25 protein-coding genes, 1 tRNA gene and 1 riboswitch are annotated in these 23248 nt (G+C 71.1%); of the genes, 15 read left to right on the top strand and 11 right to left on the bottom strand.

The features are described 5' to 3' along the window. The first annotated feature begins 32 nt into the window (after positions 1-32). Both ACIBU0_RS38785 and rdgB read left to right on the top strand, forming a co-directional pair. Complete coding sequence (locus tag ACIBU0_RS38785; RefSeq protein ID WP_398828160.1) at positions 33-437, top strand: hypothetical protein; 405 nt, start codon at positions 33-35, stop codon at positions 435-437. A gap of 180 nt (positions 438-617) precedes the next feature. After that, a complete protein-coding gene (gene rdgB / locus ACIBU0_RS38780; protein WP_398828157.1) occupies positions 618-1220 on the top strand; it encodes an RdgB/HAM1 family non-canonical purine NTP pyrophosphatase in 603 nt (200 codons plus the stop codon). A gap of 1 nt (position 1221) precedes the next feature. On the opposite strand, the gene ACIBU0_RS38775 is transcribed toward rdgB, so the two are convergent. Further along, positions 1222-1308: transfer RNA gene (locus ACIBU0_RS38775), tRNA-Leu, on the bottom strand. 39 nt (positions 1309-1347) lie between these two features. Then, positions 1348-1815: a thioredoxin-dependent thiol peroxidase gene (gene bcp / locus ACIBU0_RS38770; protein ID WP_398828155.1), complete on the bottom strand. Its 468-nt coding sequence runs from the start codon at positions 1813-1815 to the stop codon at positions 1348-1350. Between the two features lie 95 nt (positions 1816-1910). On the opposite strand from bcp, the gene ACIBU0_RS38765 reads away from it, so the two are divergent. The 3 genes from ACIBU0_RS38765 (at position 1911) to ACIBU0_RS38755 (ending at position 3139) form a co-directional block, all read left to right on the top strand. Continuing rightward, a complete protein-coding gene (locus tag ACIBU0_RS38765) occupies positions 1911-2240 on the top strand; it encodes a DUF3618 domain-containing protein (protein WP_398828153.1) in 330 nt (109 codons plus the stop codon). A gap of 66 nt (positions 2241-2306) precedes the next feature. Further along, positions 2307-2663, top strand: a complete 357-nt coding sequence (locus tag ACIBU0_RS38760; RefSeq protein ID WP_383630918.1) for a GroES family chaperonin — start codon at positions 2307-2309, stop codon at positions 2661-2663. A gap of 46 nt (positions 2664-2709) precedes the next feature. After that, positions 2710-2785, top strand: a riboswitch (guanidine-III (ykkC-III) riboswitch). A gap of 33 nt (positions 2786-2818) precedes the next feature. Further along, positions 2819-3139 carry a DMT family transporter gene (locus ACIBU0_RS38755; RefSeq protein ID WP_398828151.1) on the top strand — a complete coding sequence of 107 codons (321 nt, stop codon included), beginning with the start codon at positions 2819-2821 and terminating at the stop codon, positions 3137-3139. 13 nt (positions 3140-3152) lie between these two features. Here the strand turns inward: ACIBU0_RS38755 and ACIBU0_RS38750 are convergent, their stop codons facing one another. Continuing rightward, entirely contained in the window at positions 3153-5555 is a 2403-nt protein-coding gene (locus ACIBU0_RS38750; RefSeq protein WP_398828149.1) for a transglycosylase domain-containing protein, read from the bottom strand. 246 nt (positions 5556-5801) lie between these two features. Here ACIBU0_RS38750 and ACIBU0_RS38745 point away from each other — a divergent pair, with 246 nt between their 5' ends. From ACIBU0_RS38745 to ACIBU0_RS38730, 4 genes are all read left to right on the top strand, one after another. Further along, positions 5802-6602 (top strand): ABC transporter permease, encoded by an 801-nt coding sequence (locus tag ACIBU0_RS38745; RefSeq protein WP_398828364.1) that lies wholly within the window; start codon positions 5802-5804, stop codon positions 6600-6602. Positions 6603-6669: 67 nt separating this feature from the next. Continuing rightward, positions 6670-7434, top strand: a complete 765-nt coding sequence (locus tag ACIBU0_RS38740; RefSeq protein WP_398828362.1) for an ABC transporter permease — start codon at positions 6670-6672, stop codon at positions 7432-7434. A gap of 9 nt (positions 7435-7443) precedes the next feature. Then, positions 7444-8448, top strand: coding sequence for an ATP-binding cassette domain-containing protein (locus ACIBU0_RS38735; RefSeq protein WP_398828146.1), 1005 nt, complete (start codon positions 7444-7446; stop codon positions 8446-8448). Positions 8449-8481: 33 nt separating this feature from the next. Beyond that, positions 8482-9174, top strand: coding sequence for a DUF1707 domain-containing protein (locus ACIBU0_RS38730; RefSeq protein WP_398828144.1), 693 nt, complete (start codon positions 8482-8484; stop codon positions 9172-9174). Positions 9175-9234: 60 nt separating this feature from the next. Here the strand turns inward: ACIBU0_RS38730 and ACIBU0_RS38725 are convergent, their stop codons facing one another. Further along, the gene (locus tag ACIBU0_RS38725) at positions 9235-10572 is read right to left on the bottom strand and encodes an SGNH/GDSL hydrolase family protein (protein WP_398828142.1); all 1338 of its coding nucleotides are present in this window, start codon (positions 10570-10572) and stop codon (positions 9235-9237) included. Positions 10573-10802: 230 nt separating this feature from the next. Here ACIBU0_RS38725 and ACIBU0_RS38720 point away from each other — a divergent pair, with 230 nt between their 5' ends. From ACIBU0_RS38720 to ACIBU0_RS38710, 3 genes are all read left to right on the top strand, one after another. Beyond that, positions 10803-12170 carry a DUF445 domain-containing protein gene (locus ACIBU0_RS38720; RefSeq protein ID WP_398828140.1) on the top strand — a complete coding sequence of 456 codons (1368 nt, stop codon included), beginning with the start codon at positions 10803-10805 and terminating at the stop codon, positions 12168-12170. A gap of 54 nt (positions 12171-12224) precedes the next feature. Next, complete coding sequence (locus ACIBU0_RS38715) at positions 12225-13724, top strand: MFS transporter (protein WP_398828138.1); 1500 nt, start codon at positions 12225-12227, stop codon at positions 13722-13724. 218 nt (positions 13725-13942) lie between these two features. After that, positions 13943-14302: a VOC family protein gene (locus tag ACIBU0_RS38710; protein ID WP_398828135.1), complete on the top strand. Its 360-nt coding sequence runs from the start codon at positions 13943-13945 to the stop codon at positions 14300-14302. A gap of 28 nt (positions 14303-14330) precedes the next feature. Here the strand turns inward: ACIBU0_RS38710 and ACIBU0_RS38705 are convergent, their stop codons facing one another. Beyond that, positions 14331-14633 (bottom strand): hypothetical protein, encoded by a 303-nt coding sequence (locus ACIBU0_RS38705; protein ID WP_398828133.1) that lies wholly within the window; start codon positions 14631-14633, stop codon positions 14331-14333. 117 nt (positions 14634-14750) lie between these two features. Between ACIBU0_RS38705 and ACIBU0_RS38700 the strand changes: the two genes are divergently transcribed. Both ACIBU0_RS38700 and ACIBU0_RS38695 read left to right on the top strand, forming a co-directional pair. Beyond that, positions 14751-15167: an Hsp20/alpha crystallin family protein gene (locus ACIBU0_RS38700; RefSeq protein WP_398828131.1), complete on the top strand. Its 417-nt coding sequence runs from the start codon at positions 14751-14753 to the stop codon at positions 15165-15167. A 118-nt stretch (positions 15168-15285) separates the two neighbouring features. After that, positions 15286-15771 (top strand): DUF2267 domain-containing protein, encoded by a 486-nt coding sequence (locus ACIBU0_RS38695; RefSeq protein WP_398828129.1) that lies wholly within the window; start codon positions 15286-15288, stop codon positions 15769-15771. Between the two features lie 6 nt (positions 15772-15777). Here ACIBU0_RS38695 and ACIBU0_RS38690 read toward each other — a convergent pair whose 3' ends face one another. From ACIBU0_RS38690 to ACIBU0_RS38665, 6 genes are all read right to left on the bottom strand, one after another. Beyond that, positions 15778-16290 carry a hypothetical protein gene (locus ACIBU0_RS38690; RefSeq protein ID WP_398828127.1) on the bottom strand — a complete coding sequence of 171 codons (513 nt, stop codon included), beginning with the start codon at positions 16288-16290 and terminating at the stop codon, positions 15778-15780. Positions 16291-16522: 232 nt separating this feature from the next. Next, positions 16523-17380: an LLM class flavin-dependent oxidoreductase gene (locus ACIBU0_RS38685; RefSeq protein WP_398828125.1), complete on the bottom strand. Its 858-nt coding sequence runs from the start codon at positions 17378-17380 to the stop codon at positions 16523-16525. A gap of 229 nt (positions 17381-17609) precedes the next feature. Further along, the gene (locus tag ACIBU0_RS38680; protein ID WP_398828123.1) at positions 17610-17837 is read right to left on the bottom strand and encodes a hypothetical protein; all 228 of its coding nucleotides are present in this window, start codon (positions 17835-17837) and stop codon (positions 17610-17612) included. Positions 17838-17971: 134 nt separating this feature from the next. Next, complete coding sequence (locus ACIBU0_RS38675; RefSeq protein WP_398828120.1) at positions 17972-18679, bottom strand: DUF6585 family protein; 708 nt, start codon at positions 18677-18679, stop codon at positions 17972-17974. After that, complete coding sequence (locus ACIBU0_RS38670; RefSeq protein ID WP_398828118.1) at positions 18676-18984, bottom strand: hypothetical protein; 309 nt, start codon at positions 18982-18984, stop codon at positions 18676-18678. Before ACIBU0_RS38670 ends, ACIBU0_RS38675 begins: the two co-directional genes overlap by 4 nt. Before the next feature lie 476 nt (positions 18985-19460). Then, the gene (locus tag ACIBU0_RS38665) at positions 19461-20543 is read right to left on the bottom strand and encodes a BTAD domain-containing putative transcriptional regulator (RefSeq protein WP_398828116.1); all 1083 of its coding nucleotides are present in this window, start codon (positions 20541-20543) and stop codon (positions 19461-19463) included. Between the two features lie 220 nt (positions 20544-20763). Here ACIBU0_RS38665 and ACIBU0_RS38660 point away from each other — a divergent pair, with 220 nt between their 5' ends. Next, entirely contained in the window at positions 20764-23187 is a 2424-nt protein-coding gene (locus ACIBU0_RS38660; protein ID WP_398828114.1) for a helix-turn-helix domain-containing protein, read from the top strand. The last annotated feature ends 61 nt before the right edge of the window (positions 23188-23248 follow it).

The following is a 23248-nucleotide window of genomic DNA, read 5'->3' as shown; positions in this document are numbered from 1 at the left end:
TGCGAGGCCTGAGCAGGGAGGGAACGTCAACCATGGCCACGAGCCGACGCCGCCGGAGCCGTATCGCCATAGCCGCCGCAGCCATCGCGGCAGTGGGGCTGACGGCTGGGCTGACCACCGGCTGCGATGCCGTCAACAAGGCGCTGGACTGCGTCCAGACCGCCGACGCCATCGCCGACAGCGTCACGGAACTCCAGCAGGCCGTGGAGAACGCGTCGAACGACCCGACCCAGCTCGAGGAGTCCCTGACCTCCATCGACAACAACCTCGACAAGATCGGCGACAAGACGGACAACGCCGACGTCAACAAGGCGGTCGACGACCTTCAGCAGGCCGTCACGAACGTCCGTGACGCGATCAAGAGCGGGGACGAGACGCCGGACATCAGTCCGGTGACGGATGCGGCCGGCGAACTGACCAAGGTCTGCACGTCGTAGCTGCGCCGGCTGGGCGGGGGCTCCTCGTGTGCCGGGTTCTGCCGGAGGCGGGCTGCGGGTTCGTTGTGGCTGGTCGCGCCCACGCGGCGGAGCCGCATATCGATACAGCCCCGCGCCCCTGAGGGACGTCACCGCGCCCCTTTCTGAGAAGCTGCTCGACCTCATGGCTACTGTGTCGCCATGACCCGCCTCATCCTCGCCACCCGTAACGCCGGAAAGATCACCGAGCTCCGGGCGATCCTCGCCGACGCAGGGCTGCATCATGACCTCGTCGGTGCGGACGCCTACCCGGACGTCCCGGACGTCAAGGAGACCGGGGTCAGCTTCGCCGAGAACGCGCTGCTGAAGGCTCATGCCCTGGCCCGGGCGACCGGTCTGCCCGCCGTCGCCGACGACTCGGGGCTGTGTGTCGACGTCCTGAACGGCGCCCCCGGCATCTTCTCGGCCCGCTGGGCCGGCCGGCACGGTGACGACAAGGCCAACCTGGAGCTGCTGCTGGCGCAGTTGTCCGACATCGACGACGCCCACCGGGGCGCCCACTTCGCCTGCGCGGCGGCGCTCGCCCTGCCGGACGGGACGGAGCGGGTGGTCGAGGGGCAGCTGCGGGGCACCCTGCGGCACGCGCCCGTGGGCACGAACGGCTTCGGGTACGACCCGATCCTCCAGCCCGAGGGCGAGGCGCGGACGTGCGCCGAGCTGAGTCCCGAGGAGAAGAACGCGATCAGCCACCGCGGCAAGGCGTTCCGGGCGTTGGTGCCGGTCGTGCGGGAGTTGCTGAAGTAGCTGGTGCGGCCGGAGGGACTCGAACCCTCACGGGTGTTACCCCACTGGGACCTAAACCCAGCGTGACTGCCAATTCCACCACGGCCGCCTGACCTTGCCCGGCCATGCTACTGGCCGGGCGGGGAGCTCAGATGCCCAGGTCCTTGATGATCTTGGCCACGTGTCCGGTCGCCCGCACGTTGTACAGGGCTCGCTCGACCTTGCCCTCCTCGTCCACGATCACCGTGGAGCGGATGACGCCCAGGTACGTCTTGCCGTAGTTCTTCTTCTCGCCGAAGGCGCCGTAGGACTCGGTGACCGTCTTGTCCGGGTCGGCGAGCAGCGTGACCTTCAGGGACTCCTTCTCCCGGAACTTGGCGAGCTTCTCCGGCTGGTCGGGGGAGATGCCGATCACGTCGTAGCCGGCGCCGGCCAGCAGCTCCAGGTTGTCCGTGAAGTCGCAGGCCTGCTTGGTGCAGCCGGGCGTCAGGGCGGCCGGGTAGAAGTAGACGATGACCTTGCGGCCCTTGCGGTCCGACAGGGACACCTCGTTGCCGTCGGCGTCGGGCAGGGTGAAGGCGGGGGCCACGTCCCCCGGCTGGAGTCGCTCGCTCATCGGACCAGCGTAACCGGGGAGCCTGACGGTGCGGTCCGGCGTGGAACTGACAGACTGTCCGCAAACAGCATCAGCTTCACTTCGGAGGCCGTACGGTGGCGGACACGTCGGACACCAGAACACCGGCGCAGATCGAGGCGGACATCAAGCGCCGTCGCGCAAGTCTGGCCGAGACGCTCGACGAGATCGGGGTGCGGGTGCACCCGAAGACGATCGTCGGCGACGCCAAGGCCAAGGTCGTCTCGAACATCGACCACACGCTCGGACGGGCCTACGTCGGGGTCAACCGGGCCGTGAGCGATGTCAAGGCCAAGTTCACCGACGAGGAGGGCGCGCCCCGCATCGAGCGGATCGTGCCCGTGGCGCTCGTCGCCGTCGGTCTCGTGGGCCTGCTGGCGCTCGGCACCCGGCGCCGCAAGGGCTAGCGCCTGTCCTGGTGACGGCGGACCCGGCAGCGTACGAACGCGGTAAAGGCAGGTAGGTTCAAAGGCGTGAGCGCCAACAGAAACGAGCACAGCACCCATCACGACAAGCTGCCCATCCGGATGCTGCACGACCGAGTCCTCGTGCGGCAGGACACGAGCGAGGGTGAGCGGCGTTCCGGTGGCGGCATCCTCATCCCCGCCACGGCGGCCGTCGGCCGTCGGCTGGCCTGGGCGGAGGTCGTCGCGGTGGGGCAGAACGTACGGACCGTGGAGCCCGGCGACCGGGTGCTGTACGACCCGGAGGACCGTGCCGAGGTCGAGGTGCGCGGGGTCGCGTATGTGCTCATGCGTGAGCGTGATCTGCACGCCGTGGCCGCCGACCGTTTCGAGGGGTCGGAGGACTCGACCGGCCTGTACCTCTGAATCGACGGTTCGAAAGGGCTGGTGACCCTCGTCACCAGCCCTTTCGGCGTTCTTTGCTACCTTTGCAAGGAGCCCGACGAGACGCGCCGTACCGGGCGACCCAAAGGCAAAGACGACGCACCGCAAGGTTTCCGTCTTTGCGAAAGGTGCTCGTCATGGCCTGGGTCCTGCTCGTCGTCGCCGGTCTGCTGGAAGTCGGCTGGTCCATCGGAATGAAGTACACGCACGGCTTCACCCGCCCCGTCCCCAGCCTGCTCACCGGCGCCGGCATCGTCGCCAGCATGCTGCTGTTGTCGTACGCCGCGAAGTCCCTGCCCATCGGTACCGCCTACGGCGTGTGGGTGGGCATCGGCGCGGCCGGCGCGGCGGTGGTCGGCATGGCGGTGCTGGGGGAGCCCGTCACCGCCGCGCGGATCTTCTTCGTCTGTCTGCTGCTGGTCGCCGTGCTGGGGCTGAAGGCGACCGGCGGGCACTGATCCGGCCCGGCGCTCACTCGTTGAGGACCAGGCTCTGCTGTTCGCCCCCGGTGCGCGTCGTCCCCCCGCCCGCGGTGTCCGTTCCGCCGGTCGAGCTGTCGCCGCCCGTATCGCCGCCGTCGGTGGTGCCGCCGGTGTCGGTGCCGCCGGTCGTGCCGCCGTCCGTGGTCGTGCCGCCGTCGGTGGTGCCGCCGGTGTCGGTGCCGCCCGTGGTGCCGCCGTCCGTGGTCGTGCCGCCGTCGGTGGTGCCGCCGGTGTCGGTGCCGTCCGTGGCGCCGCCGTCCGTCTGGCCCGGCGTCTCGCCGCCGGTCTGGCCCTCGGTGTCCTGGCCGGGGGTGGTGCTGGGTTTCCCGGTGGCGCCGCCGTCGTCCTGCCCGCCGGTGCCGTTGCCGCCCCGGGTCGGGTCGGCCGTCGGGTACTGGGGTACGTCCGCGCCCTCCTGCAGCTCCAGGTCGAAGTCCGAGACCGGCTTGCCCTTCAGGGCCGCCTTGGTGAACTGGGCCCAGATCGCGGTGGGCGGGCCGCTGCCGTTCATACGGTTCTCGCCCAGCACGCCGTACAGGGACTTGTGGTGGGCCGTGACCGGGTCCTGGCCCATGACGGCGACGACGGTGGCGAGGTCCGGGGTGTACCCGGCGAACCAGGCGGCCTGGTCCTCCTCGGCCGTGCCGGTCTTGCCCGCCGCCGGCCGTCCGGCGGCCTGGGCGGGTGTGCCGGTGCCGTTCTCGACGACGCTCTTCAGGACCGAGGTGGTGGTGTCGGCGGCCTCGCGGCTGATCACCTGGGACGTCTTGCGCTCCGGCATCTCGATGACGTCGGCGCCGTCCTTGGTGATTTTCTCGATCATGGTGTACGTGCCGTGCTTGCCGTGGTTGGCGAGCGTCGCGTAGGCCTCCGCCATGTCGAGGACGCTGGCGTGGGCGACGCCGAGCGCGATCGACGGGACCCCCTGGAGTTCGGGGGTGTCCGTGGGCAGGCCCAGCTCGACGGAGGTGTCCTTCACCTTCTCGGGGCCCACGTCCACGGCCATCTGCGCGTACACCGCGTTCACGGACTTGTCGGTGGCCGTGCGGACGGTGATGTCGCCGTAGGAGTACTGGTCCTCGTTCTCGGGGGCGTAGTTCCCGCCGGTCCAGCCCTGCACGGGACGCTTGTTGGTGCCGTCGTAGATCGTGTTCGGGGTGATCGGGCGGCCGTCCTGCGTGGTGGAGTCGTTCTCCACGGCCGAGGTGAACACGAACGGCTTGAACGTGGAGCCGACCTGGAAGTCGCGGCGGGTGGCGTTCGGCGTGTACTGCTTCACGTAGTCGATGCCGTTGTACATCGCGACGATCTTGCCGGTCTTCGGGTCGACGGAGGCGCCGCCCGCGCGGACGTATCTGTCGGCCTTGTTGTTCTTCGGGTCCAGCTTGGACATCAGCTGGTCGTCGACGGCGTCGACGAAGGCGTCCTGCTTGTCCTTCTGCAGGGTGGTGGTGATGCGGTAGCCGCCGGCCTTGAGGTCGTCCTCGCTGGCGATCTTGTTCTTGATCAGATAGTCCTGCACGATCCGCACGATGTAACCGCGCTGCCCCGACAGGTTGGTGGAGACCGTGGCCTCCTTCGGCATCGGGAACTTCATGCCCGCCCGCTTGCTCTCGGGGAGCCAGCCCTTGGTCACCATGCCGTCCAGGACGTAGTTCCAACGGGCCACGGCCGCGGCCTTGTTCTCCGGGTGGGCGATGACGTCGTACTCGCTGGGCGCGTTGACCAGCGCGGCCAGATAGGCGGCGCGGGCCGGGTCGAGGTCACCCGCGTCCACGCCGTAGTAGGCCTGGGCGGCGGCCTGGATGCCGTAGGCGTTGCGGCCGAAGAAGCTGGTGTTGAGGTAGCCCTCGAGGATCTCGTCCTTGCTCTTCTCGCGGTCCAGCTTGATCGCGATGAAGAACTCCTTGGCCTTGCGGGTGACGGTCTGGTCCTGACGCAGGTAGTAGTTCTTCACGTACTGCTGGGTGATCGTGGAGCCGGACTGCTTGCCCTTGCCGCTGGCCGTGTTCCACGCGGCGCGGAGCATCGCCTTGGGGTCGATCGCGGACTCCGTGTAGAAGTCGCGGTCCTCGGCCGCCAGGATGGCGTGCTGGGCGTCCTTGGAGATCTGCGCGAGCGTGACGTTCTCCCGGTTGACCTCGCCGTCGCGGGCGATCACCGAGCCGTCCGCGTACATGTAGACGTTGGCCTGCTTGGTGGCGAGGGCGTTGGCCGGCGGGATCTTGACCAGGGAGTAGCCGAGGAAGAACAGCCCGAAGAGCAGCAACGTACCGATGACGAAGGTGCCCAGCACCATCCGCCAGGTCGGGATGATCCGTCGCCAGCCCGTCCGTTTCGGCCGGCCCGGCTTCCGGGTCGGCTGCTGTGGCGGCTGCTGCTCGTCGCTCATGTCGTGCACGGACTCCTGTTTCGCGTCGTACGTTCCTGTACGCCTCGTACGCCTACTGCGCCCCCATTGAAGACTCTCGCACCGGGCGTTCCGTTCCCGGAAACCGGCGCGTGTCTGCGGAAAGTGAGCAGGCTCTCGCTGCGGGCAACCGGTGTGGCCGGCCGCGAAATTGGCTGGCAGCTCGAGTCTCGTGCGCACTAGGCTCCTGCGCTTCGGTGCCGGGCGCGGGCGAGGAGGGCTGTGGATGTGGGCTCGGGGCGGTTGTACCTGGCCGTCGCGGCGGGCGGATTCCGACGGTACGCGACATATCGGGCGGCAACGGCGGCCGGGGTGTTCACCAACACCGTCTTCGGCGTGATCCTCGTCTACACGTATCTGGCGCTGTGGGACGAGAAGCCGCATCTCGGCGGGTACGACCAGGCGCAGGCGGTCACCTATGTGTGGCTGGGGCAGGCCCTGTACTCGACGCTGGCCATCCAGGGCGGCGGCGTCGAGAAGGACCTGATGGGCCGCATCCGAACGGGTGAGATCGCGATCGACCTGTACCGGCCGGCCGACCTCCAACTGTGGTGGCTGGCGAGCGACTTGGGGCGGTCGCTGTTCCAGATGCTGGGCCGGGGGGTGATCCCGTTCGTGTTCGGCGCGTTGGTCTTCCCGATGGCGCTGCCCGGCGCGGTCACCACCTGGGCGGCGTTCCTGGTCGCGCTCCTGCTGGCGATGGTCGTCAGCTTCGCCATCCGCTACCTGGTCGCCCTGAGCGTGTTCTGGCTCATGGACGGCCAGGGCGTCTCGCAGGCCCTCATGGTCACGGGCATCTTCTTCTCGGGCATGACCCTGCCGCTGAACGCCTTCCCCGGCACGCTCGGCGACATCGTCCAGGCCCTGCCCTGGGCGGCGCAGCTGCAGATGCCCGCGGATGTGCTGATGGGGGAGACCGACCCGCTCGGGGCGTACGCCTTCCAGGCGGCGTGGGCGGTGGTCCTGCTGGCGGCCGGGCGGCTGCTGCAGTCGTCGGCGACGCGGCGGGTGGTGGTGCAGGGTGGCTGAGATCATCCCGGTGTCCCACGGGTCCAGGGTGGGCGAGGGCGTGCGGGCCTACCGGCTGATCGCCGGGATGTGGATCCGGTCCACCATGGCCTACCGCACCTCGTTCGTCGTCACGGTCATCGGCAACCTGCTGCTGACCGTGCTCGACTTCGTCGCGATCCTGCTGATGTTCTCGCAGGTCGACTCGCTGGGCGGCTGGTCGCTGCCCGAAGTCGCCCTGCTGTACGGCCTGTCGGCGACCGCGTTCGGCCTCGCCGACCTGACGTTCGGCTCGATGGACGTCCTGGGCACCCGGATGCGCGACGGCTCCTTCGACACGCTGCTCGTGCGGCCCGCCCCGGTGCTGGCCCAGGTCGCCGCTGACCACTTCGCGCTGCGCCGCCTCGGCCGGATCACCCAGGCGACGCTGGTGCTGGGCTGGGGGCTGGCGGCCGCCGACGTCGACTGGACCGTGGCGAAGGTGCTGCTGGTGCCGCTGATGCTGGTCAGCGGCATGGTGATCTTCTGCGCGCTCTTCACGCTGGGCGCGTCCTTCCAGTTCGTGGCGCAGGACGCCGCCGAGGTGCAGAACGCGTTCACGTACGGCGGCACCACGCTGTTGCAGTACCCGCCGACCGTGTTCGGCAAGGACCTGGTGCGCGGGGTGACGTTCGTCCTGCCGCTCGCCTTCGTCAACTGGGTGCCGGCCGCCTATCTGCTGGACCGGCCGTACCCGGTCGGCATGCCCGCGTGGGCGGCCTTCGCTCCGCCGTTGGTGGCGGTGCTCATCTCTGTGCCGGCCGGATTGGCGTGGCGGGCCGGTCTGCGGTCGTATCGGAGTACGGGGAGTTAGGGGCAGGCCATGGAGGGCATGCAGGACGCGTTCATCGAACTCGACGGCGTCGAGAAGGTCTTCGACGTACGCAGGAAGACGGGTTTCCTGAAGCGGGAGCGCCGGCAGGTGCGGGCCGTCGACTCGATCTCCTTCACCGTGGCGCGCGGCGAGATGGTGGGCTACATCGGGCCCAACGGCGCCGGCAAGTCGACGACGATCAAGATGCTGACGGGGATCCTCACGCCGAGCGGCGGGCGGCTGCGCGTCGCCGGTATCGACCCGTCCCGCGAGCGCACACGGCTCGCGCACCGCATCGGGGTGGTGTTCGGGCAGCGTACGACGCTGTGGTGGGACCTGCCGCTGATCGACTCGTACAAGCTGATGCACCGCATGTACCGCATCGCCGACGACCGTTACCGGGAGAACCTCGACCGTCTCGTCGAACTCCTCGGCCTGGGCACGCTGTTGGACGTCCCGGTCCGCCAGCTCTCCCTCGGGCAGCGGATGCGCGGCGACATCGCGGCGGCGCTGCTGCACGACCCGGAGGTGCTGTACCTGGACGAGCCGACGATCGGGCTCGACGTCATCTCCAAGGCGAAGGTCCGGGAGTTCCTGCGGGAGGTGAACACCGAACGCGGTACGACGGTGCTGCTGACCACGCACGATCTGCAGGACATCGAGCAGTTGTGCTCACGGGTGATGGTCATCGACCACGGGCGGCTGATGTACGACGGTCCGCTCGCCGGGCTGCACGAGGTGGGGGAGAGCGAACGGACCCTGGTGGTCGACCTGGAGCGCGAGCTGCCGCCGATCGAGGCGGCGCCCGCGCGGGTGGTGAAGGTGGAGGGCCCGCGGCAGTGGCTGGCGTTCCCGGCGGGGGAGTCGGCGGCGGTGCTGGTGGCGCGGATCGCGGCGGAGTATCCGCTGGTGGACCTGTCGGTGCGGGAGCCGGACATCGAGGCCGTGATCGCGAGAATGTACGCGGAGGGGGCGGGGAAGTACGGGGAGCGTTCGCAGGAGGCGGTCTCGTAGCCTCCGCGCAAGGTTCCTCATAGGCTGCTGTACATGACCGACGAGATGCCGGAGCTCCGCGCCTCCGACGCCGATCGTGAACGAGTCGTCGAGGTCCTGCGGGACGCCCTCGCGGAGGGACGTCTCGACATGGAGGAGTTCGAGGAACGCCTGGACGCCACGTACAAGGCGCGGACCTACGGGGAGCTGGCGCCGATCACCCGGGACCTGCCCGTCGGCGCGGTGGCCGTGCCGACGGTCGACATGGTGAAGAAGGCCGGGGCCCCGGACGGGAGTTGGGAGCGGCGGATCGTCGGCGGCGAGGGGTCGTCGACGTGGGGTGTCGCCGTGATGTCCGGCTTCCAGCGCAAGGGGCGGTGGACGGCACCCAAGCGGTTCAACTGCTTCGCCTTCTGGGGCGGCGGGGAGATCGATCTGCGGGAGGCGAACTTCGCGGACCGGGAGATCGAGATCAACTGTGTCGCGATCATGGGCGGCGTGGAGGTGGTCGTGCCGCCCGGGGTCGAGGTGGTCGTGCGGGGGATCGGGATCATGGGGGGTTTCGATCACCGCGAGGAAGGGGTGCCGGGGGAGCCCGGTGCGCCTCGGGTGATCGTGACCGGGTTCGCCTTCTGGGGCGGGGTCGGCGTCGAACGGAAGCTGACGCGGGCGCAGCGGCAGGAGCTGCGCGAGGAGCGGCGGCGGGAGAAGCTGGAGCGGAAGGCGGGGCGGCGGGAGCTGGACTGAGCTGCCCGTGCCGCCCCAGCGGCACGACTGCCCGCAGGCTGCGCTTGCTGCGGCCCCGTCCTACAGCTCCGCCGGAGCCGCGCCCTTCAGGTCCTTCAGGTCGAAGGTGTCCGCCATCCGCTCGTACCCCTTGTCGCTCGGGTGGAGGTGGTCGCCCGAGTCGTAGTCCGGGCGGAACTTGCGGGGGTTGTACGGGTCGCGGACGGCCTCGTCGAAGTCGGCCACCGCGTCGAAGACGTGCCCCGCGCGGATCTCGGCGTTGATCTGCTGGCGCACGCCCTCGCGGGCGTCGGTGTAGCCGCGGTGGCCCTGGAAGGGCATCAGGGTCGCGCCGACGACCTTCAGACCGCGGGCGTGGGCCTGGCGGACCAGGGTGCGCAGCCCGGCGAGGATGCGGTCGGGGTCGGCGAGTTTCGGGTTGCGCAGGATGTCGTTGACGCCGAGGTCGATGACGACGACCTTGACGTTCGTACGGGAGAGCACGTCGCGGTGGAAACGGCCGACGCCGGCCTGGTTGTCCGCGGGGCGGCCGGAGCCGCTGGCGAGGATCTGGTTGCCGCTGATGCCCTGGTTGACGACGCTGTAGCGCGGCACGTCCTGGCCGGCCGCGACCGCCTCGCGCAGCCGGCGCGAGAGGACGTCCGTCCAGCGGCGGTTGGCGTTCTCCGTGGACGTGATGCCGTCGGTCAGCGAGTCGCCGAAGACCACGACGGTGCCGTCGGACTCGTTGCTGAGGACGTCCAGCGCGGTCAGGTACCGCCAGGACCCGACCTGCCCGGTGTACGCCACGCCGGTCGCGTCCTCGGTGAGGTCGCCCTCGGCGACGTAGCTGGTCTGGCGGGCGTGCGGGTGGAAGGTCACCGGGCCCGACGGGGTGGGGGAGTAGGTGGTGACCAGGACGTCGGTGCCCGCCCGGATCGCCAGGCGCACGACGTCGCTCAGCACCTGCTGCCCGGGCGGGATGACGACGGTGGTGTTGCCGCCGAAGGTCAGCCGCCGCATGGTGTCCGCGACGGCGGCCGCGGTCCCCGTGCCGGCGGCGACGGCGATCGAGGCGTGCGTGATCGTCAGCGCCGACTGGCCGTACAGGTTGGACAGCGTGATCCGGGTACTCGTACCGCCGACGCTCGTGTGCACCACGTTGCGTACCGAGCGGCCCGCCAGGCCCTCGATCTCGGTGCCGGGTTCGCCGCCCACCGGGGAAGCGGACCAGGCGCCGACCCAGGTGCCGGTGGAGGCGGGGGCGGCGGGGCCGCGCGCGGCGTTTTCCCTGGTGGTGTGGGTCCTGGCGGTGGTGCTGCCGTCGTCGGCGGCAACCCCGACGTATATGGCCGCGGATACCGCCACGATCAGGGCGATGACCGCGGAAAGCAGGGCATAACCGTTACGCCTGGTCATGCGGTGCGTGTCTCCTCGGGCGGATGGGAGCCCGAGGCTCCGATGTGATCACCTCATGATGCGTCATAAGGCAAGGGAGAGTTGCACGGACCCCCCGTTGGGCCGCCGGAGTTCATCCGGACTTCGCCATCGACCTCCCCCCACCGGACAGACGCCGGGAACTCTTGATTCGTTCCAGGAGTCGGTCAGTCAGGGACAATGTGTTCGGGGATCCTGGACGGGTGGAGCGGATGGAACGCACGAATCCGGATGAAACGGGAACGCGTGTCGTAGAGCAGCATGCCCGGCCGGGGGCCGCCGGTAACCGGGGCGTCCCCGCATCGGCCGTACGTGCGATGACGACCTTCAGCGCCGCCGACGAGGAGAAGCAGCGCGGCGTACGGCGGATGAAGGTCACCGCGACCGGACTGCTGCTGTTCGTGGCGCTGGTGTACGTCCTCGCCGAACTGGCGTCGAACCAGGGCGCCGGCGGCTGGGCGAAATATGTCGCCGCGGCCGCCGAGGCCGGCATGGTCGGCGCGCTCGCCGACTGGTTCGCGGTCACGGCCCTGTTCCGCCATCCGCTGGGCATCCCCATCCCGCACACCGCGATCATCCCCAACAAGAAGGACCAGCTGGGCGTCTCCCTGGGCGAGTTCGTCGGGGAGAACTTCCTCTCCGAGGACGTCGTACGCCAGCGTCTGCGCGCCGTCGGCATCGGCAGCCGGCTGGGCGCCTGGCTGGCGGAACCGGAGCACGCCGACCGGGTGACGGCCGAACTGGCGACGGCCCTCAGAGGCGCCCTGACCGTCCTGCGGGACTCCGACGTCCAGGCGGTGGTCGGCGAGGCGATCACCCGCCGGGCCGACGCCCGCGAGGTCGCGCCCGGCATCGGCAAGATGCTGGAGGGGATCGTCGCCGACGGCGGCCACAAACGCGCCGTGGACCTGATCGTGGCGAAGGCCCACGACTGGCTGATCCTGCACGACGACGAGATCATGGGCGCGGTTCAGGGCGGCGCACCCGGCTGGACGCCGAAGTTCGTCGACCGGAAGGTCGGCGAGCGGGTCTACAAGGAACTGGTCCGCTTCTGCGCCGAGATGCGCGACATGCCCTCCCACCCCGCGCGCGGCGCCCTCGACCGGTTCCTCATCGACTTCGCCTCCGACCTGCAGTCCGACACCGACACACGCACGCGTGTGGAGCGCTGGAAAGGCGAGGTGCTGGCCCGCGGCGAGGTCCAGGATCTGATCGCGTCCGCCTGGACCGCCGTCCGCGCCATGATCGTGTCGGCGGCCGAGGACGAGCGCAGCGAGCTGCGCCTGCGCGTGCGCGCCTCCCTGCTGTCGCTGGGCGCCCGCATGGCCGCCGAGCCCTCGATGCAGGGCAAGGTGGACCGCTGGGTCGAGGGCGCGGCGGTGCACGTCGTGACGACGTACCGCAAGGAGATCACCTCCCTGATCACCGACACCGTGGCGAGCTGGGACGCCGGGCACACGACACGCAAGATCGAGGCGCACATCGGCCGCGACCTGCAGTTCATCCGGATCAACGGCACGGTGGTGGGCTCGCTGGCCGGGTTGCTGATCTACACGGTGTCGCGGGCGCTGGGGGCGTAGGACCGCCCCGGTCAGGGCACTCGGGACGGGTTCCGCTCGACGAGGAGGGAGCCCATGGCCGTCGCACAGGCCGAGACCGGCCGCACCGTGACCACCGACATCCCCGCCCGCCTCGACCGCCTCCCGTGGTCGCGCTGGCACTGGACGATCGTGATCGGTCTGGGGACCGTATGGATCCTCGACGGCCTGGAGGTCACGGTCGTCGGGAACATCGCCCCGCGCCTCTCCGAGGCCGGCAGCGGACTGCCCATCACCTCCGGCCAAGTCACCGGTGTGGCGGCCGCGCTCTATGTGGCCGGTGCCTGCGTGGGCGCCCTGCTCTGGGGCCGCCTGACCGACTTATGGGGCCGCAAGAGGCTCTTCATGGTCACGCTGGCGGTCTACCTGGCGGCGACGGCCCTGACCGCGGTCTCCTTCGACACCTGGTGGTTCTTCCTGTTCCGCTTCCTGACCGGGTTCGGCATCGGCGGCGAGTACGCGGCCATCAACTCCGCGATCGACGAGCTGATCCCGGCGCGGTACCGCGGCCGCGTCGACCTGATGATCAACGGCAGCTTCTGGCTGGGTGCGGTCGGCGGCTCGTTGCTGTCGATCGTCGCGCTGAACACGGCTGTCCTGCCCAAGTCCGTCGGCTGGCGGCTGACGTTCGCGCTCGGCGCCGCCCTCGCCCTGGTGATCCTCCTGGTCCGGCGGCACGTCCCGGAGAGCCCACGCTGGCTGCTGATCCACGGCCGTGACGACGAGGCGGAACGGATCGTGTCCGCCGTCGAACAGCGGGTGGAGGCCGAGCGGGGGGAGCCGCTGGCGCGCCCCGAGGGCGAGATCACCATCCATCAGCGCAGGAGCGTGACGTTCCTGGAGATCGGCCGCACGGTCTTCGCCGAGTACCGCAGGCGGGCGACCCTCGGCTTCGCCCTCTTCATCGGCCAGGCGTTCCTCTACAACGCCATCACCTTCGGCTTCGGCGCGATCCTGACCACGTTCTACGACGTTCCGACCGGCGACACCGGCTTCTACTTCGCGGTCATCGCGGTCGGCAACTTCCTGGGCCCGCTGCTGCTCGGCAAGCTGTTCGACACGGTGGGCCGCAGGGTGATGATCTCGTCGACGTACCTGCTGTCGGGGCTGCTCCTGTTCGGCACGGCCTGGCTCTTCGACCGCGGCGCCCTGACGGCGACCACCTTGACGGCCTGCTGGTGCGTGGTCCTGTTCTTCGCCTCGGCCGGCGCGTCCAGCGCCTACCTCACGGTGTCCGAGGTGTTCCCGATGGAGACGCGGGCGATGTCGATCGCCTTCTTCTACGCCCTGGGCACCGCCGCCGGCGGCATCAGCGGCCCCCTGCTCTTCGCCGACCTCACCGCCTCGGGCAAGGTCGGCGACACGGTCCTCGCCTTCCAGATCGGCGCGGCCCTGATGTGCGCGGCGGGCCTGGTGGCGGCCCTCTTCGCGGTCCGCGCGGAACGCCGTTCGCTGGAGGACATCGCCCGACCGCTCACAGCGGTGACCGGGCCGCCTCGCACGGGGGTACGGACGGCGCGGGCGACGGGGGCGTAGGGGGACGGGGTCGTGGTGAACGACGGGGGGTCAGGTGTGGCGGCGGCGAACCCGGCCGTGTGGGGAGCGGCGCCCGCCTTCATGCGGCCGATCTGTCGTGTCACCGCGTCATTCCTCGCGTGCCGGCGGCTGGGGACGGCGAGGAGACGGGGGCAGACTGCGGGGACAGCAGAAAACCGTACGAGGCAGATCCGGACGCCCACGAGGAGCCGTATCCGATGACCATCCGCAGGATCGTCCCCGACTTCCAGGTCGAGTCCGAGAAGCAGCTGGAGACGAGCCGGGACTTCTACGGCCTGCTCGGCTTCGAGGAAGTGATGAACATGGGCTGGGTGACGACCATGGCGTCCCCCGCCAACCCCACCGCCCAGATCAGCTTCTTCACCGAGGAACGCACCGCCCCCGTCGTCCCCGACCTGAGCGTGGAGGTCGAGGACGTCGACGCCGTGTACGCGCAGGTGCTGGCGTCGGGCGCGGAGGTCGTACGGGAGCTTCGGGACGAGGAGTGGGGCGTACGGCGGTTCTTCGTACGGGACCCGAACGGGCGGGTGGTGAACGTGCTGAGCCACCGGCCGTAGCCGAGGCGGCCGGACCGGTGGCCGTGGGTCAGCCGCGCCGGTCCGCCACCGCCCACGACGCCAGCGCGACCGCGCCCGCCACGCCGAACACGGCGGGCCAGGCCCCCACCTTCTTGGCCAGCGGATGCGACCCGGCGAAGGCGGCGACATACGCGGCGCCCAGCGCCCCCGCGGCCTTCCCGCCGGCCTGCTGCCGCCACTGCTGTGCCGCCGCGGCCCCGGCAACGGCCAGAACGGCTCCGCCGAGCTGCCGCTTCCTGGTCCAGCGGGCCACGCCGTACCCGCCCACGAGCCCGCTCGCCGCGACCACCGCGCTGGGGACCTTCGCCATGTCTGCCTCCACCTCTTCGGCGGACCTGAGTCCACCCTTGTCAATTTTTCTCTCCGGAGTTATATAAAAACCGTAGGGCATCGCACCAGCAGCGCCTGAGGAGAGGAGTGACCTGTGATGCTCATGCGTACCGACCCGTTCCGCGAATTCGACCGACTCGCGCAGCAGGTCTTCGGCAGCACGCGCCCCGCGGTGATGCCGATGGACGCCTACCGGTCCGGGGACGACTTCATCGTCCACTTCGACCTCCCCGGCATCGACCCCGAGACGATCGAGCTCGACGTCGAACGCAACGTCCTGAACGTCCGCGCCGAGCGCCGCAGCCCCGCTCCCGAGGACGCGGAGCAGCTCGTCTCCGAACGGCCCACGGGCACCTTCACCCGCCAGCTGTTCCTCGGCGACACGCTCGACACGGACCGCGTCGACGCCTCCTACGAGGCCGGCGTGCTGACCCTGCGCATCCCCGTGGCCGAGCAGGCCAAGCCGCGCCGCATCCAGATCACGGGCGGCGACCGCAAGCAGCTCGGCAAGTGACCTGAGCCAGAACCGCACAAGAACCGCAAGAGAACCGCACGAGAGCGTCCCGCAGGCGAGTGCCGGCCTGCGGGACGCGGCACACCTCTGTGCGCACAACGGAGGAGGAGCCCGCACGATGACCATGACGACGGTGCCGACCCCGACGACCCCATTCCGGAAGGCGTCCCGGAATCCGTCCCGCGGCCGGACGGCGAGCCGGGCCGGATGGTCCGAACTGATCGACGGGGTACGGGACGCGGGGCAGTACGCGACGACGGCGGAGGCCGAGCGCGTCACCCGTATCGTCCTGTCGGCCCTCGGCGGCCATGTGATCGGCGACGAACGGGTCGAACTGGCCCGTGCCCTGCCCGAGGAGGCGGCCAGAGTGATCGCGTCCCAGATTCCCGCCACGCGTCCCCTCACCGCGGCGGAGTTCGTCGACTCGGTCGCCGCCCGCATCGAGGGGGCCACGCCGGCCACGGCCCGCTGGGACGTCAGCTCCGTCCTGAGCGTCCTGCCGAAGCTCGCCGGCGACGACCTGCTGGACCGCATCCTGCGGCAACTCCCGCCCGGATACGCCCTGTTGTTCGGCCGGGCGGAGCTCGCGCCGACGACCGGGTGACCGACGTCAGGAACTCCGTTCCCGCGCCTGGCCCGTCCGCCACTCGGCGCGGGCGCGCAGCTCCGCCGAGTACCCCGCGCCGACGGCGCACCCGGCGGCGGTCAGGGCGAGGCCCAGCGCGGCCGGGTTGACGTACCCGGGCACGTCACCGGTGTCGTACCTCCCGCCGTCGCTCGTCTCGCACACGAACGCGAGCGGGAGGTAGGTGACGTGGTGGCCGACGATCTCGATGCCCCGCTGGTGGCGCTCCTCCCAGCCCGGCGTACGGCAGGACTGCGGCGGCGCCGAGTCGGTGCCGCCGTCCTCCGCTGCCATGACCGCGCCGCAGACGGCGAGCAGCCCCCACGCGTAGGCGGCGCACGCGCCAGCGCCCGCGAGGGCGGCGAGCCCGCGCAGCACGGTGGGAGCGCCCGCACGTCGCAGGCCCTGGTCGGGGTTCAGCGTGCGGCCGCCGTAGCCTGACAGAGCGACGGCGACGATCGCCGCGACCAGGACGAACAGCAGGAGCGGCAGTAACACGTGGCCTCCAGGCGGGGCGGACGGGTGCGCCGAGTCCAACAGGGCCCGGCGCACCCGGCTGTGGCGGAGCCCACACTTCCGGCAACGGTGGTGTCACAAGGCCTGAGCCACAAGGTCCGAGTCACCAGACCGGCCTCACCAGACCGGCCTCACCAGACCGGCCTCACCAGACCGGCCTCACCACACTGGCCTCACCAGACCGGCTCACCGAACCGACATCACAAGGCCGGTGTCACAGTACGTCGGCCAGCCGGTGCACCTGGTCCGGGTCGAGGCCGTAGCAGTAGAGCATGACCTCGTCGGCGCCCAGGTCGGCGAAGGCGGTGATCGCGGCGCGGATCTCGGCGGGGGTGGTGAGCAGACCGTCGACCATGCGGTCGGGCATACCGGTGAAGGCGTAGTACGCGTGCATACGGGCACGCGCGTCGTCGAGCACGTGCTGCGGGCCGAGTGCGACGTTCACCTGGGCCACGAGGCGGGGTTCGCCGTCGCGGCCGTACTCCTTCCACAGCTCGCGGACGGTGTCGAACAGGCCGCCCGCCCAGGAGGGCGCCGCGGCCGCGAGGAAGCCGTCGCCCCAGCGGGCGACGCGTTCGAGCGCGGCGGGCTTGAAGCCGCCGAACAGCACCTGCGGGCCGCCGGGCCGGGCGGGCGCCGGACCGATCGGGCCGACGCCGTCGCCGTACGGCTCGCCCCACCACAGGCGGCACATCGTCGCCATCTGCTCGTCGAGGCGCCGCCCCCGGGTGCGCAGGTCGGTGCCGGTCGCCTGGTGGTCGTCCTCCCGGCCGCCGATGCCGAGGCCCAGGACGAGGCGGCCGCCGGTCATCCGGTCCAGGGTGGCGGCCTGCTTGGCCAGCAGGGCGGTGTCCCGCAGCGGGGCGAGCAGCACCTCGGTCTGCACGCGGATGCGCGCGGTGGCGCCCGCGAGGACGGCCAGGGCGACCAGCGGCTCGGGGTTGTCGTAGACGAGCCGGTCGAGCAGACCGAGCGTGCTGAAGGGGCCGGCGTCGGCGCGCCGCGCCCAGGTCAGCAGGGTGGTGGGGTCGCCGATGGGCAGGCCGATGCCCACGTCGGTACGGACGTTCATGAGGGAGCCTTCCGAAAAGAGGGGTCGACAAGGACACTTGCCGCCCCTCCTGCACCTCCGCGAGGCTCGGGAGCCTCCGCGAGGTGGGACGCTCCCGCTCTGCGGCGTCTTTCGGGGGAGCGTCTCTTCGAAGTCGGTTCACTGTAGGGCGGGCCGATTTCGCCGGGCAAACCATTTGTTCGCCGGCGTCGTCTTCTTCTCCCGCCGGGGCGACCAGCGCGGACGCCCGTCAGTGCCGGGAAGCGAGGATCAGCAGCAGGACCACGACTCCCAGGGCGATCAAGCAGCCGGTGCCGCCTCCGGAGGACCCCTTGCGGAACTCGACCATTCCGCCGGGTGCGATGTGCGGATGGCGTCGGGCGTAGTGGGTCTCCATCGCCTGCTCGCCCTGGGATTCGCTCGCCCAGGCGGTGTGGTGCCCGCACTCGCCGCACCGGTATCGGTAGCTGTCGGCCATGCCGGGGTCTCCTTCTGTGCTGAGTGGTTGGTTGGGTGGGTTGTCTGTGGCCATCGGCGCGTCCGGGTTCGGACGCTAGGAGCGGCGCGTGAAATCGCCGTGAAGCAAGGGGCGTACGTCAGCCGGGCCGTACGTCAGTCCTCGTCCCGCTCGGCCGCGGCGAGCCGCTCGGCGAGGGCGTGGAGGACGCACAGGTTCGGGATCCCGGCGGCGACGGTTCCCCATACCTGCCACCGCTCGGCGGTGCGTACGGCGACGGAACCGTTGAGGATCTCGATCCGCTGAACCTCGTCCCAGCGCAGGGACGATGCCCGAGAGCCGATCTCTTCCCTGGTGATCCACACAGGGCCGAAGACGAGCCGCGCCCCCTCGGCCAGCGCGGCCAGGGCCCGCGGTACCTGGGCGTCGGTGACGGCCCGCTGGATCTCGGACCCCCACGCCTCCGGCCGGCCGAAGTCGCCGTGACGCAGCACGATGCGCTCACCGTCGACGTCGACGAGCACGTGGGCACGGACGAGGCCCTGCGGGGACAGCACCCTGCGCCGGTGGACCACCGTGGTGTCGTACCGGACGACTTGGATCCGCCCGTCGACGGCGGCCGTCAGCCCGTGCTCGTACAGGTCCAGCCGCGCGCCCGCGCTCGCCGCGCTGCCGCCCCCGGCTCGCACCAGACGCCGCGCGCCCTCGACGGCCGCCCGCCACACCCCCGGTTCGGCGAGCGGCGCCCGATGGGTGACCCGCCGCCTGCCGAGACGCGCCCGGCCCGCCGCTTCGGAGACCCTCGCCAGCAACAACTCGTCGGCACGACCGCCGTCGCGGTCCCGGTGGATTCCGTCGGTCATGCGGCACCTGCTCGTTCGGGGGCGCCGCCTGCGCAGATCCTGGTCGGCGGCAGTGCGCGGGCGTGGCTGTGGTTGTGGTCGTGGTGGAGTGCGTCGGTCGTGTGGCATGTGTTCGTCCGGGGGTCGGTGCCTGCGCGGTTTGTGGTCGGCGGTAATTCGTGGGCCGGGGTGTGGTTGTGGCTGCGGTGGAGCGCGTCGGTCGTGCGGCACGTGTTCGTCCGGGGGTCGGTGCCTGCGCAGTCCGTCGTCGTCGGCAACTCGTGGGCCCAGCCGTGGTCGTCGTCCTGGTGGAGTCCGTCGCTCATACGGCACCTGCTCGTCGGCGCCCCCTGCCCGCGCAGCCCCTCACCGGCAGCAACTCGTGGCCACGACCGCCGTCGCGGCCCCGCCGAGCCCTGTCGCCCACACCGTCCCCGGTGAGGCCTGCCGCTCATGCCGCCTCGCTGAGCCCCTTCGCTCGCACCGCCCCGCCGAGCCCCCTCGCTCGCACCGCCCCGTTGAGCCTGGCTGCTCGCGCGACCCCATGGGGCCTTGCCGCTGGTGCCGTCTGTGTGGGCCGCGTCGCTGGTGCTGCCCCGTTGAGCCTGGCTGCTCGCGCGACCCCATGGAGCCTCGCCGCTGGCGCCGTCCCTCTGATCCCCGTCGCTGGCGCCGTCCCTCTGATCCCCGTCGCTGACGCCGTCCCTCTGAGCCCCGCCGCTCGCACCGCCCCTTTGAGCCCCGCCGCTCGCACCGCCCCTTTGACCCCCGCCGCCGACACCACCCCCCTGCCCCCCGCCCCTCACGCCGCCCCCGCCCGCCCGCGCCCCGCCTCGTCCCCGCGCAGGACCGACCACCGTGCCCGGCGCAGCAGTTCGCCCGGTGCCACCCCGAGGTCGTCGGCGAGGCGCCTGCCGGTGCGGTCGAACACGGCCAGGGCCTCGGCCCGTCGGCCGGCGCGGTGCAGCGCGTGCATCAGGAGCGCGGCGACGGGTTCGTTCAGCGGCTGTTCCAGGGCCAGTGCGGACAGGCCGGCGATCGCGTCGGCGACCCGTCCGAGCCTCAGCTGCCACTGCGCCTTGCGCTGCGCCAGGGCGACCCGGCGCTCGACGAGCCGCAGCCGCTCCAACTCGGCCAATGGCCCGGGCAGTCCGGCGAGCGGCTCACCCCGGAACAGATCCAGCGCCCGGCCGCACCGCCGCACCGCCTCGGCGAGATCACCGGCCCGCTCGGCGGCGCCGGCCGCGGTGACGAGTTCCTCCATGCACGTCACGTCCACCTCGACCACGCCGGGCACCAGCCGATACCCGTACCGGTCCCGCCGGATCACCGAGTCCGGGCAGTCCCCGAGCCGCAGGCCCTTGCGCAGCCGGTACACATAGACCGGTACGACGTTGGCGCCGGGCGACTCCATCCCCCATACGCCGTCCAGCAGTTCCTGCCGGCTGACCGACCGGCCCGCGCTGAGCGCCAGCGCCGCCAGCACGGCCTGCTGCCGGACCGGGCCGATGTCCACGGGCTGCCCGGCGAGCCAGGCCCTGGGCGGGCCGAGCACGCTTACGCGAAGCCGTGCGTCGGGGGAGGGGCAGCTCCCCCCGCGGACAGCGCCCCCCGGCCCCGGTGGCGCCGCCTGCCTGCGCGGTCCCTGGCCCGGCACGACCAGTCCGCAGTCGAAGGCGTGCACGATGGCGGCGGCCCGGTCCCGCAGCCCCAGTTTCCTGAGGATGCGCCCCAGATGCTCGGCCACCACAGGCTCGGGCAGCGCGAGCGCCTCGGCGATCTCGGCGTTTTTGAGTCCGCAGCCGAGCGCGTAGAGCACCTCGCGCTCCTGAGCGGTGAGGGCGATGGCGTCCGGGCGTCCGTGCGGCACGGTCGTCGTCGGCATGGTGGTTCCCCGTTCTCCGGACCGGTCGGCGAACAGCCGTTCCGGTCGATCACCTCGATGTCATCGAAGCTGGCCGACGTGGAGGAAACGTGGACAGGGCATTGAACCGGTCATATGTGACCGGTGACCGGGCTAAAGTCCCTCACCTGCGGAAAGGCGACAACTCAGGGGCACCTCAGGGGCAATTCAGGGGACAACTCAGGGGGAAGGGCCGTGACTTGTGGCCAGTGAGTTCGGGACGGTCCTGCGGCGGCTGCGCGTCCGGGAGGGGGTGACCCAGGAAGAGCTGGAGCGGCGTTCCGGCGTCAGCGTGAGCACCATCCGCCGCATGGAGACCGGCAAGCACTCCAACCCGCGCATGACCACGGTGCAGAAGCTGGCCGACGCGCTCGCCCTCCGGCCCGAGGACCGCGAGGAGTTGGCGAGGGCCGCCGTCCCCGGTAACCAGGGCGGCACCCGACGGGACGACGAACCCACCACCGAGGAGCCTAGGACCGAGGAGCCTAGGACCGAGGAGCCGAGGACGGAGGAACCGGCCCCGGAACAGCATTCGTCGCCGACCCTCGCCCCCTCGGCGCCTGAACCCCAGTCCCCGGACCCCCTCACGGACGCGGCCGAGCAGCTCGCGAAGGCGGTGGCCGCCCGCTGGCAGCGCGAAGAAGAGCAACGGCAGATCCAGGACCCCTACCCCCTCCCCGTCCGCTGGCGCCTCGCCGACGAGGAGCTCATCGACCACTGGGCCAACATCCGCCGCCTCCCACCGGGAGCCACGAACGACCCCCTGGACCTCGGCGGGCGGCTGGAGCACATAGCGAAGCTCTACCGGGACATCCCCTCCGGACGGCTGGTGGTCCTCGGCAGATCCGGCTCCGGGAAGACCATCCTGACCCTGCGCTTCGTCCTCGACCACCTGAGGACGCGCGCTCCTGAGGAGCCCGTCCCGGTGATCTTCAGCATCGGTGCCTGGAACCCCACCACCCTGACCCTGCGCGACTGGCTGACCGAACAGCTGATGCGCGACCACCCCGGCACGGCCGCCCGGAGCCCCGGCCGGGCGAGCCTGGCCGCCGCACTGGTCGACTCCGGCCGGGTGCTCCCGGTCCTGGACGGCTTCGACGAGATCGCCGACGGCCTGCGCCGCCCCGCCCTGGAGGCCCTCAACGCCACCACACTGCCGCTCCTGCTCACCAGCCGCCCCGGCGAGTACGCCGCCGCCGTCGACGAGACCGACGTACTGACCGCCGCCGCGGCGGTCGAGGTCACCGACCTCACCCTCGACGACCTGGCCGCCTACCTGCCCCGCACCACCCGCAAACCCAACCCCGCGAACCCCGCCGAGGGCGCCTGGGACCCCGTACTGAGAACACTGCGACAGCTGCTGCTGCAGCAGCAGTCGGCGTCGGACCGGCCCGCGCCCCCACTCGCCACGGTCCTGACGACCCCTCTGATGGTGTCGCTCGCCCGCACCATCTACAGCGACACCCCCGACCACACACCGGCCGACCTCCTCGACAGCGAACGCTTCGGCACCCCCGAGCAGCTGGAGGACCACCTCCTCGACAACTTCCTCCCCACCGTCTACCGCCACCGCCCCCGGAACGGACCGCACGACTGCGATCCGGACCGCGCCCGCCGCTGGCTCGGCCACTTCGCCCACCACCTGAGCCGGCAGAAGACCCCCGACCTCGCCTGGTGGCGACTCGGCAACGGCTTACGCCGCTCCACCCGCACCCTTGTCACCGCCCTCGTCACGGGGCTCGCCATCGGCCTCGTCGACGGCGCCGTCAGCGCCGCCTTCAACGGCAGGCTCACGGGTGCCGTCGTGGACGGGACGCTCGTCGGGCTCCTCGCCGGCGTCATGTTCGGGCTGGTGCACTGGCTGACGTACACCGCCAAGGGCAAGCACGTCATGCCGTCCGCCGTACGGCTGCAGATCCGCGGCCGGCCCAGGGCCACCGTATGGACGGCCGGGCCCCGCCTGGTCATCGGCACACTCGGCGGGGCGATGTTCGGATTCGCCTACGGCTTCTTCGTCGGCCTCGTGAAGTCGTACGCCTGGACGGACACCCCGACCATGCTGCACATCGGGCTCGTCGACGGGCTCGTCTACGGCCTGGTCTTCGGCGCCGGCACCGGACTGACCTTCTGCCTCCTCGGCATCCTCGAAACCCCCCTCGACCTGGAATCCGCCGTCAGCCCTCGCACCCTCCTCAACACCAACCGCACCACCGTCACCACTCAACTCCTCGTCTGGGCCCCCACCTTCGGCGCCGTGGTCGGATTCGGCAGCGGAGCGGTGGTCGAGCTCCTGGACGGCCCGCTCGGCCCGCTCACCTGGCCCTCCGAGGCCGGCGTCCTGATGGGCGTCATCAGCGGCCTCGGCGGCGCCCTCGGCTATGCCCTCACCCTCACCGCCTGGGGCCAGTGGCTCGTCCTCACCCGGATCTGGCTGCCGTTGACGGGACGCCTGCCCTGGGCCGTGGTCACGTTCCTGGAGGACGCCTACCAGCGGGGTGTGCTCCGCCAGGCCGGCGCGGTCTACCAGTTCCGCCACGCCCGCCTGCAACACCACCTCGCCGAGCGCCACCGCCGCTCCGGAGCTGCCGGGCACGGCCTTCACGGCGATTTCATCGCCCCTCCCTAGCGTCTCGCGCCACAGGACCAACAGCGCCACAGGACCAACAGCGCCCCAGGCCCAACTGACC

Origin of the sequence: Streptomyces sp. NPDC049627 (genome assembly GCF_044465645.1) — a bacterium.
Taxonomy (GTDB): domain Bacteria; phylum Actinomycetota; class Actinomycetes; order Streptomycetales; family Streptomycetaceae; genus Streptomyces.
This window is presented reverse-complemented; position numbering and strand designations above follow the sequence as displayed.

Excerpts from the sequence above, each read along its gene's own strand:
- ACIBU0_RS38785 (WP_398828160.1), top strand. The coding sequence starts at position 33 with ATGGCCACGAGCCGACGCCGCCGGAGCCGTATCGCCATAGCCGCCGCA.
- rdgB (WP_398828157.1), top strand. The coding sequence starts at position 618 with ATGACCCGCCTCATCCTCGCCACCCGTAACGCCGGAAAGATCACCGAG.
- bcp (WP_398828155.1), bottom strand. The coding sequence starts at position 1,815 with ATGAGCGAGCGACTCCAGCCGGGGGACGTGGCCCCCGCCTTCACCCTG.
- ACIBU0_RS38755 (WP_398828151.1), top strand. The coding sequence starts at position 2,819 with ATGGCCTGGGTCCTGCTCGTCGTCGCCGGTCTGCTGGAAGTCGGCTGG.
- ACIBU0_RS38750 (WP_398828149.1), bottom strand. The coding sequence starts at position 5,555 with ATGAGCGACGAGCAGCAGCCGCCACAGCAGCCGACCCGGAAGCCGGGC.
- ACIBU0_RS38740 (WP_398828362.1), top strand. The coding sequence starts at position 6,670 with ATGTGGATCCGGTCCACCATGGCCTACCGCACCTCGTTCGTCGTCACG.
- ACIBU0_RS38735 (WP_398828146.1), top strand. The coding sequence starts at position 7,444 with ATGGAGGGCATGCAGGACGCGTTCATCGAACTCGACGGCGTCGAGAAG.
- ACIBU0_RS38730 (WP_398828144.1), top strand. The coding sequence starts at position 8,482 with ATGACCGACGAGATGCCGGAGCTCCGCGCCTCCGACGCCGATCGTGAA.
- ACIBU0_RS38725 (WP_398828142.1), bottom strand. The coding sequence starts at position 10,572 with ATGACCAGGCGTAACGGTTATGCCCTGCTTTCCGCGGTCATCGCCCTG.
- ACIBU0_RS38720 (WP_398828140.1), top strand. The coding sequence starts at position 10,803 with ATGGAACGCACGAATCCGGATGAAACGGGAACGCGTGTCGTAGAGCAG.
- ACIBU0_RS38715 (WP_398828138.1), top strand. The coding sequence starts at position 12,225 with ATGGCCGTCGCACAGGCCGAGACCGGCCGCACCGTGACCACCGACATC.
- ACIBU0_RS38710 (WP_398828135.1), top strand. The coding sequence starts at position 13,943 with ATGACCATCCGCAGGATCGTCCCCGACTTCCAGGTCGAGTCCGAGAAG.
- ACIBU0_RS38705 (WP_398828133.1), bottom strand. The coding sequence starts at position 14,633 with ATGGCGAAGGTCCCCAGCGCGGTGGTCGCGGCGAGCGGGCTCGTGGGC.
- ACIBU0_RS38700 (WP_398828131.1), top strand. The coding sequence starts at position 14,751 with ATGCTCATGCGTACCGACCCGTTCCGCGAATTCGACCGACTCGCGCAG.
- ACIBU0_RS38695 (WP_398828129.1), top strand. The coding sequence starts at position 15,286 with ATGACCATGACGACGGTGCCGACCCCGACGACCCCATTCCGGAAGGCG.
- ACIBU0_RS38685 (WP_398828125.1), bottom strand. The coding sequence starts at position 17,380 with ATGAACGTCCGTACCGACGTGGGCATCGGCCTGCCCATCGGCGACCCC.
- ACIBU0_RS38680 (WP_398828123.1), bottom strand. The coding sequence starts at position 17,837 with ATGGCCGACAGCTACCGATACCGGTGCGGCGAGTGCGGGCACCACACC.
- ACIBU0_RS38675 (WP_398828120.1), bottom strand. The coding sequence starts at position 18,679 with ATGACCGACGGAATCCACCGGGACCGCGACGGCGGTCGTGCCGACGAG.
- ACIBU0_RS38670 (WP_398828118.1), bottom strand. The coding sequence starts at position 18,984 with ATGAGCGACGGACTCCACCAGGACGACGACCACGGCTGGGCCCACGAG.
- ACIBU0_RS38665 (WP_398828116.1), bottom strand. The coding sequence starts at position 20,543 with ATGCCGACGACGACCGTGCCGCACGGACGCCCGGACGCCATCGCCCTC.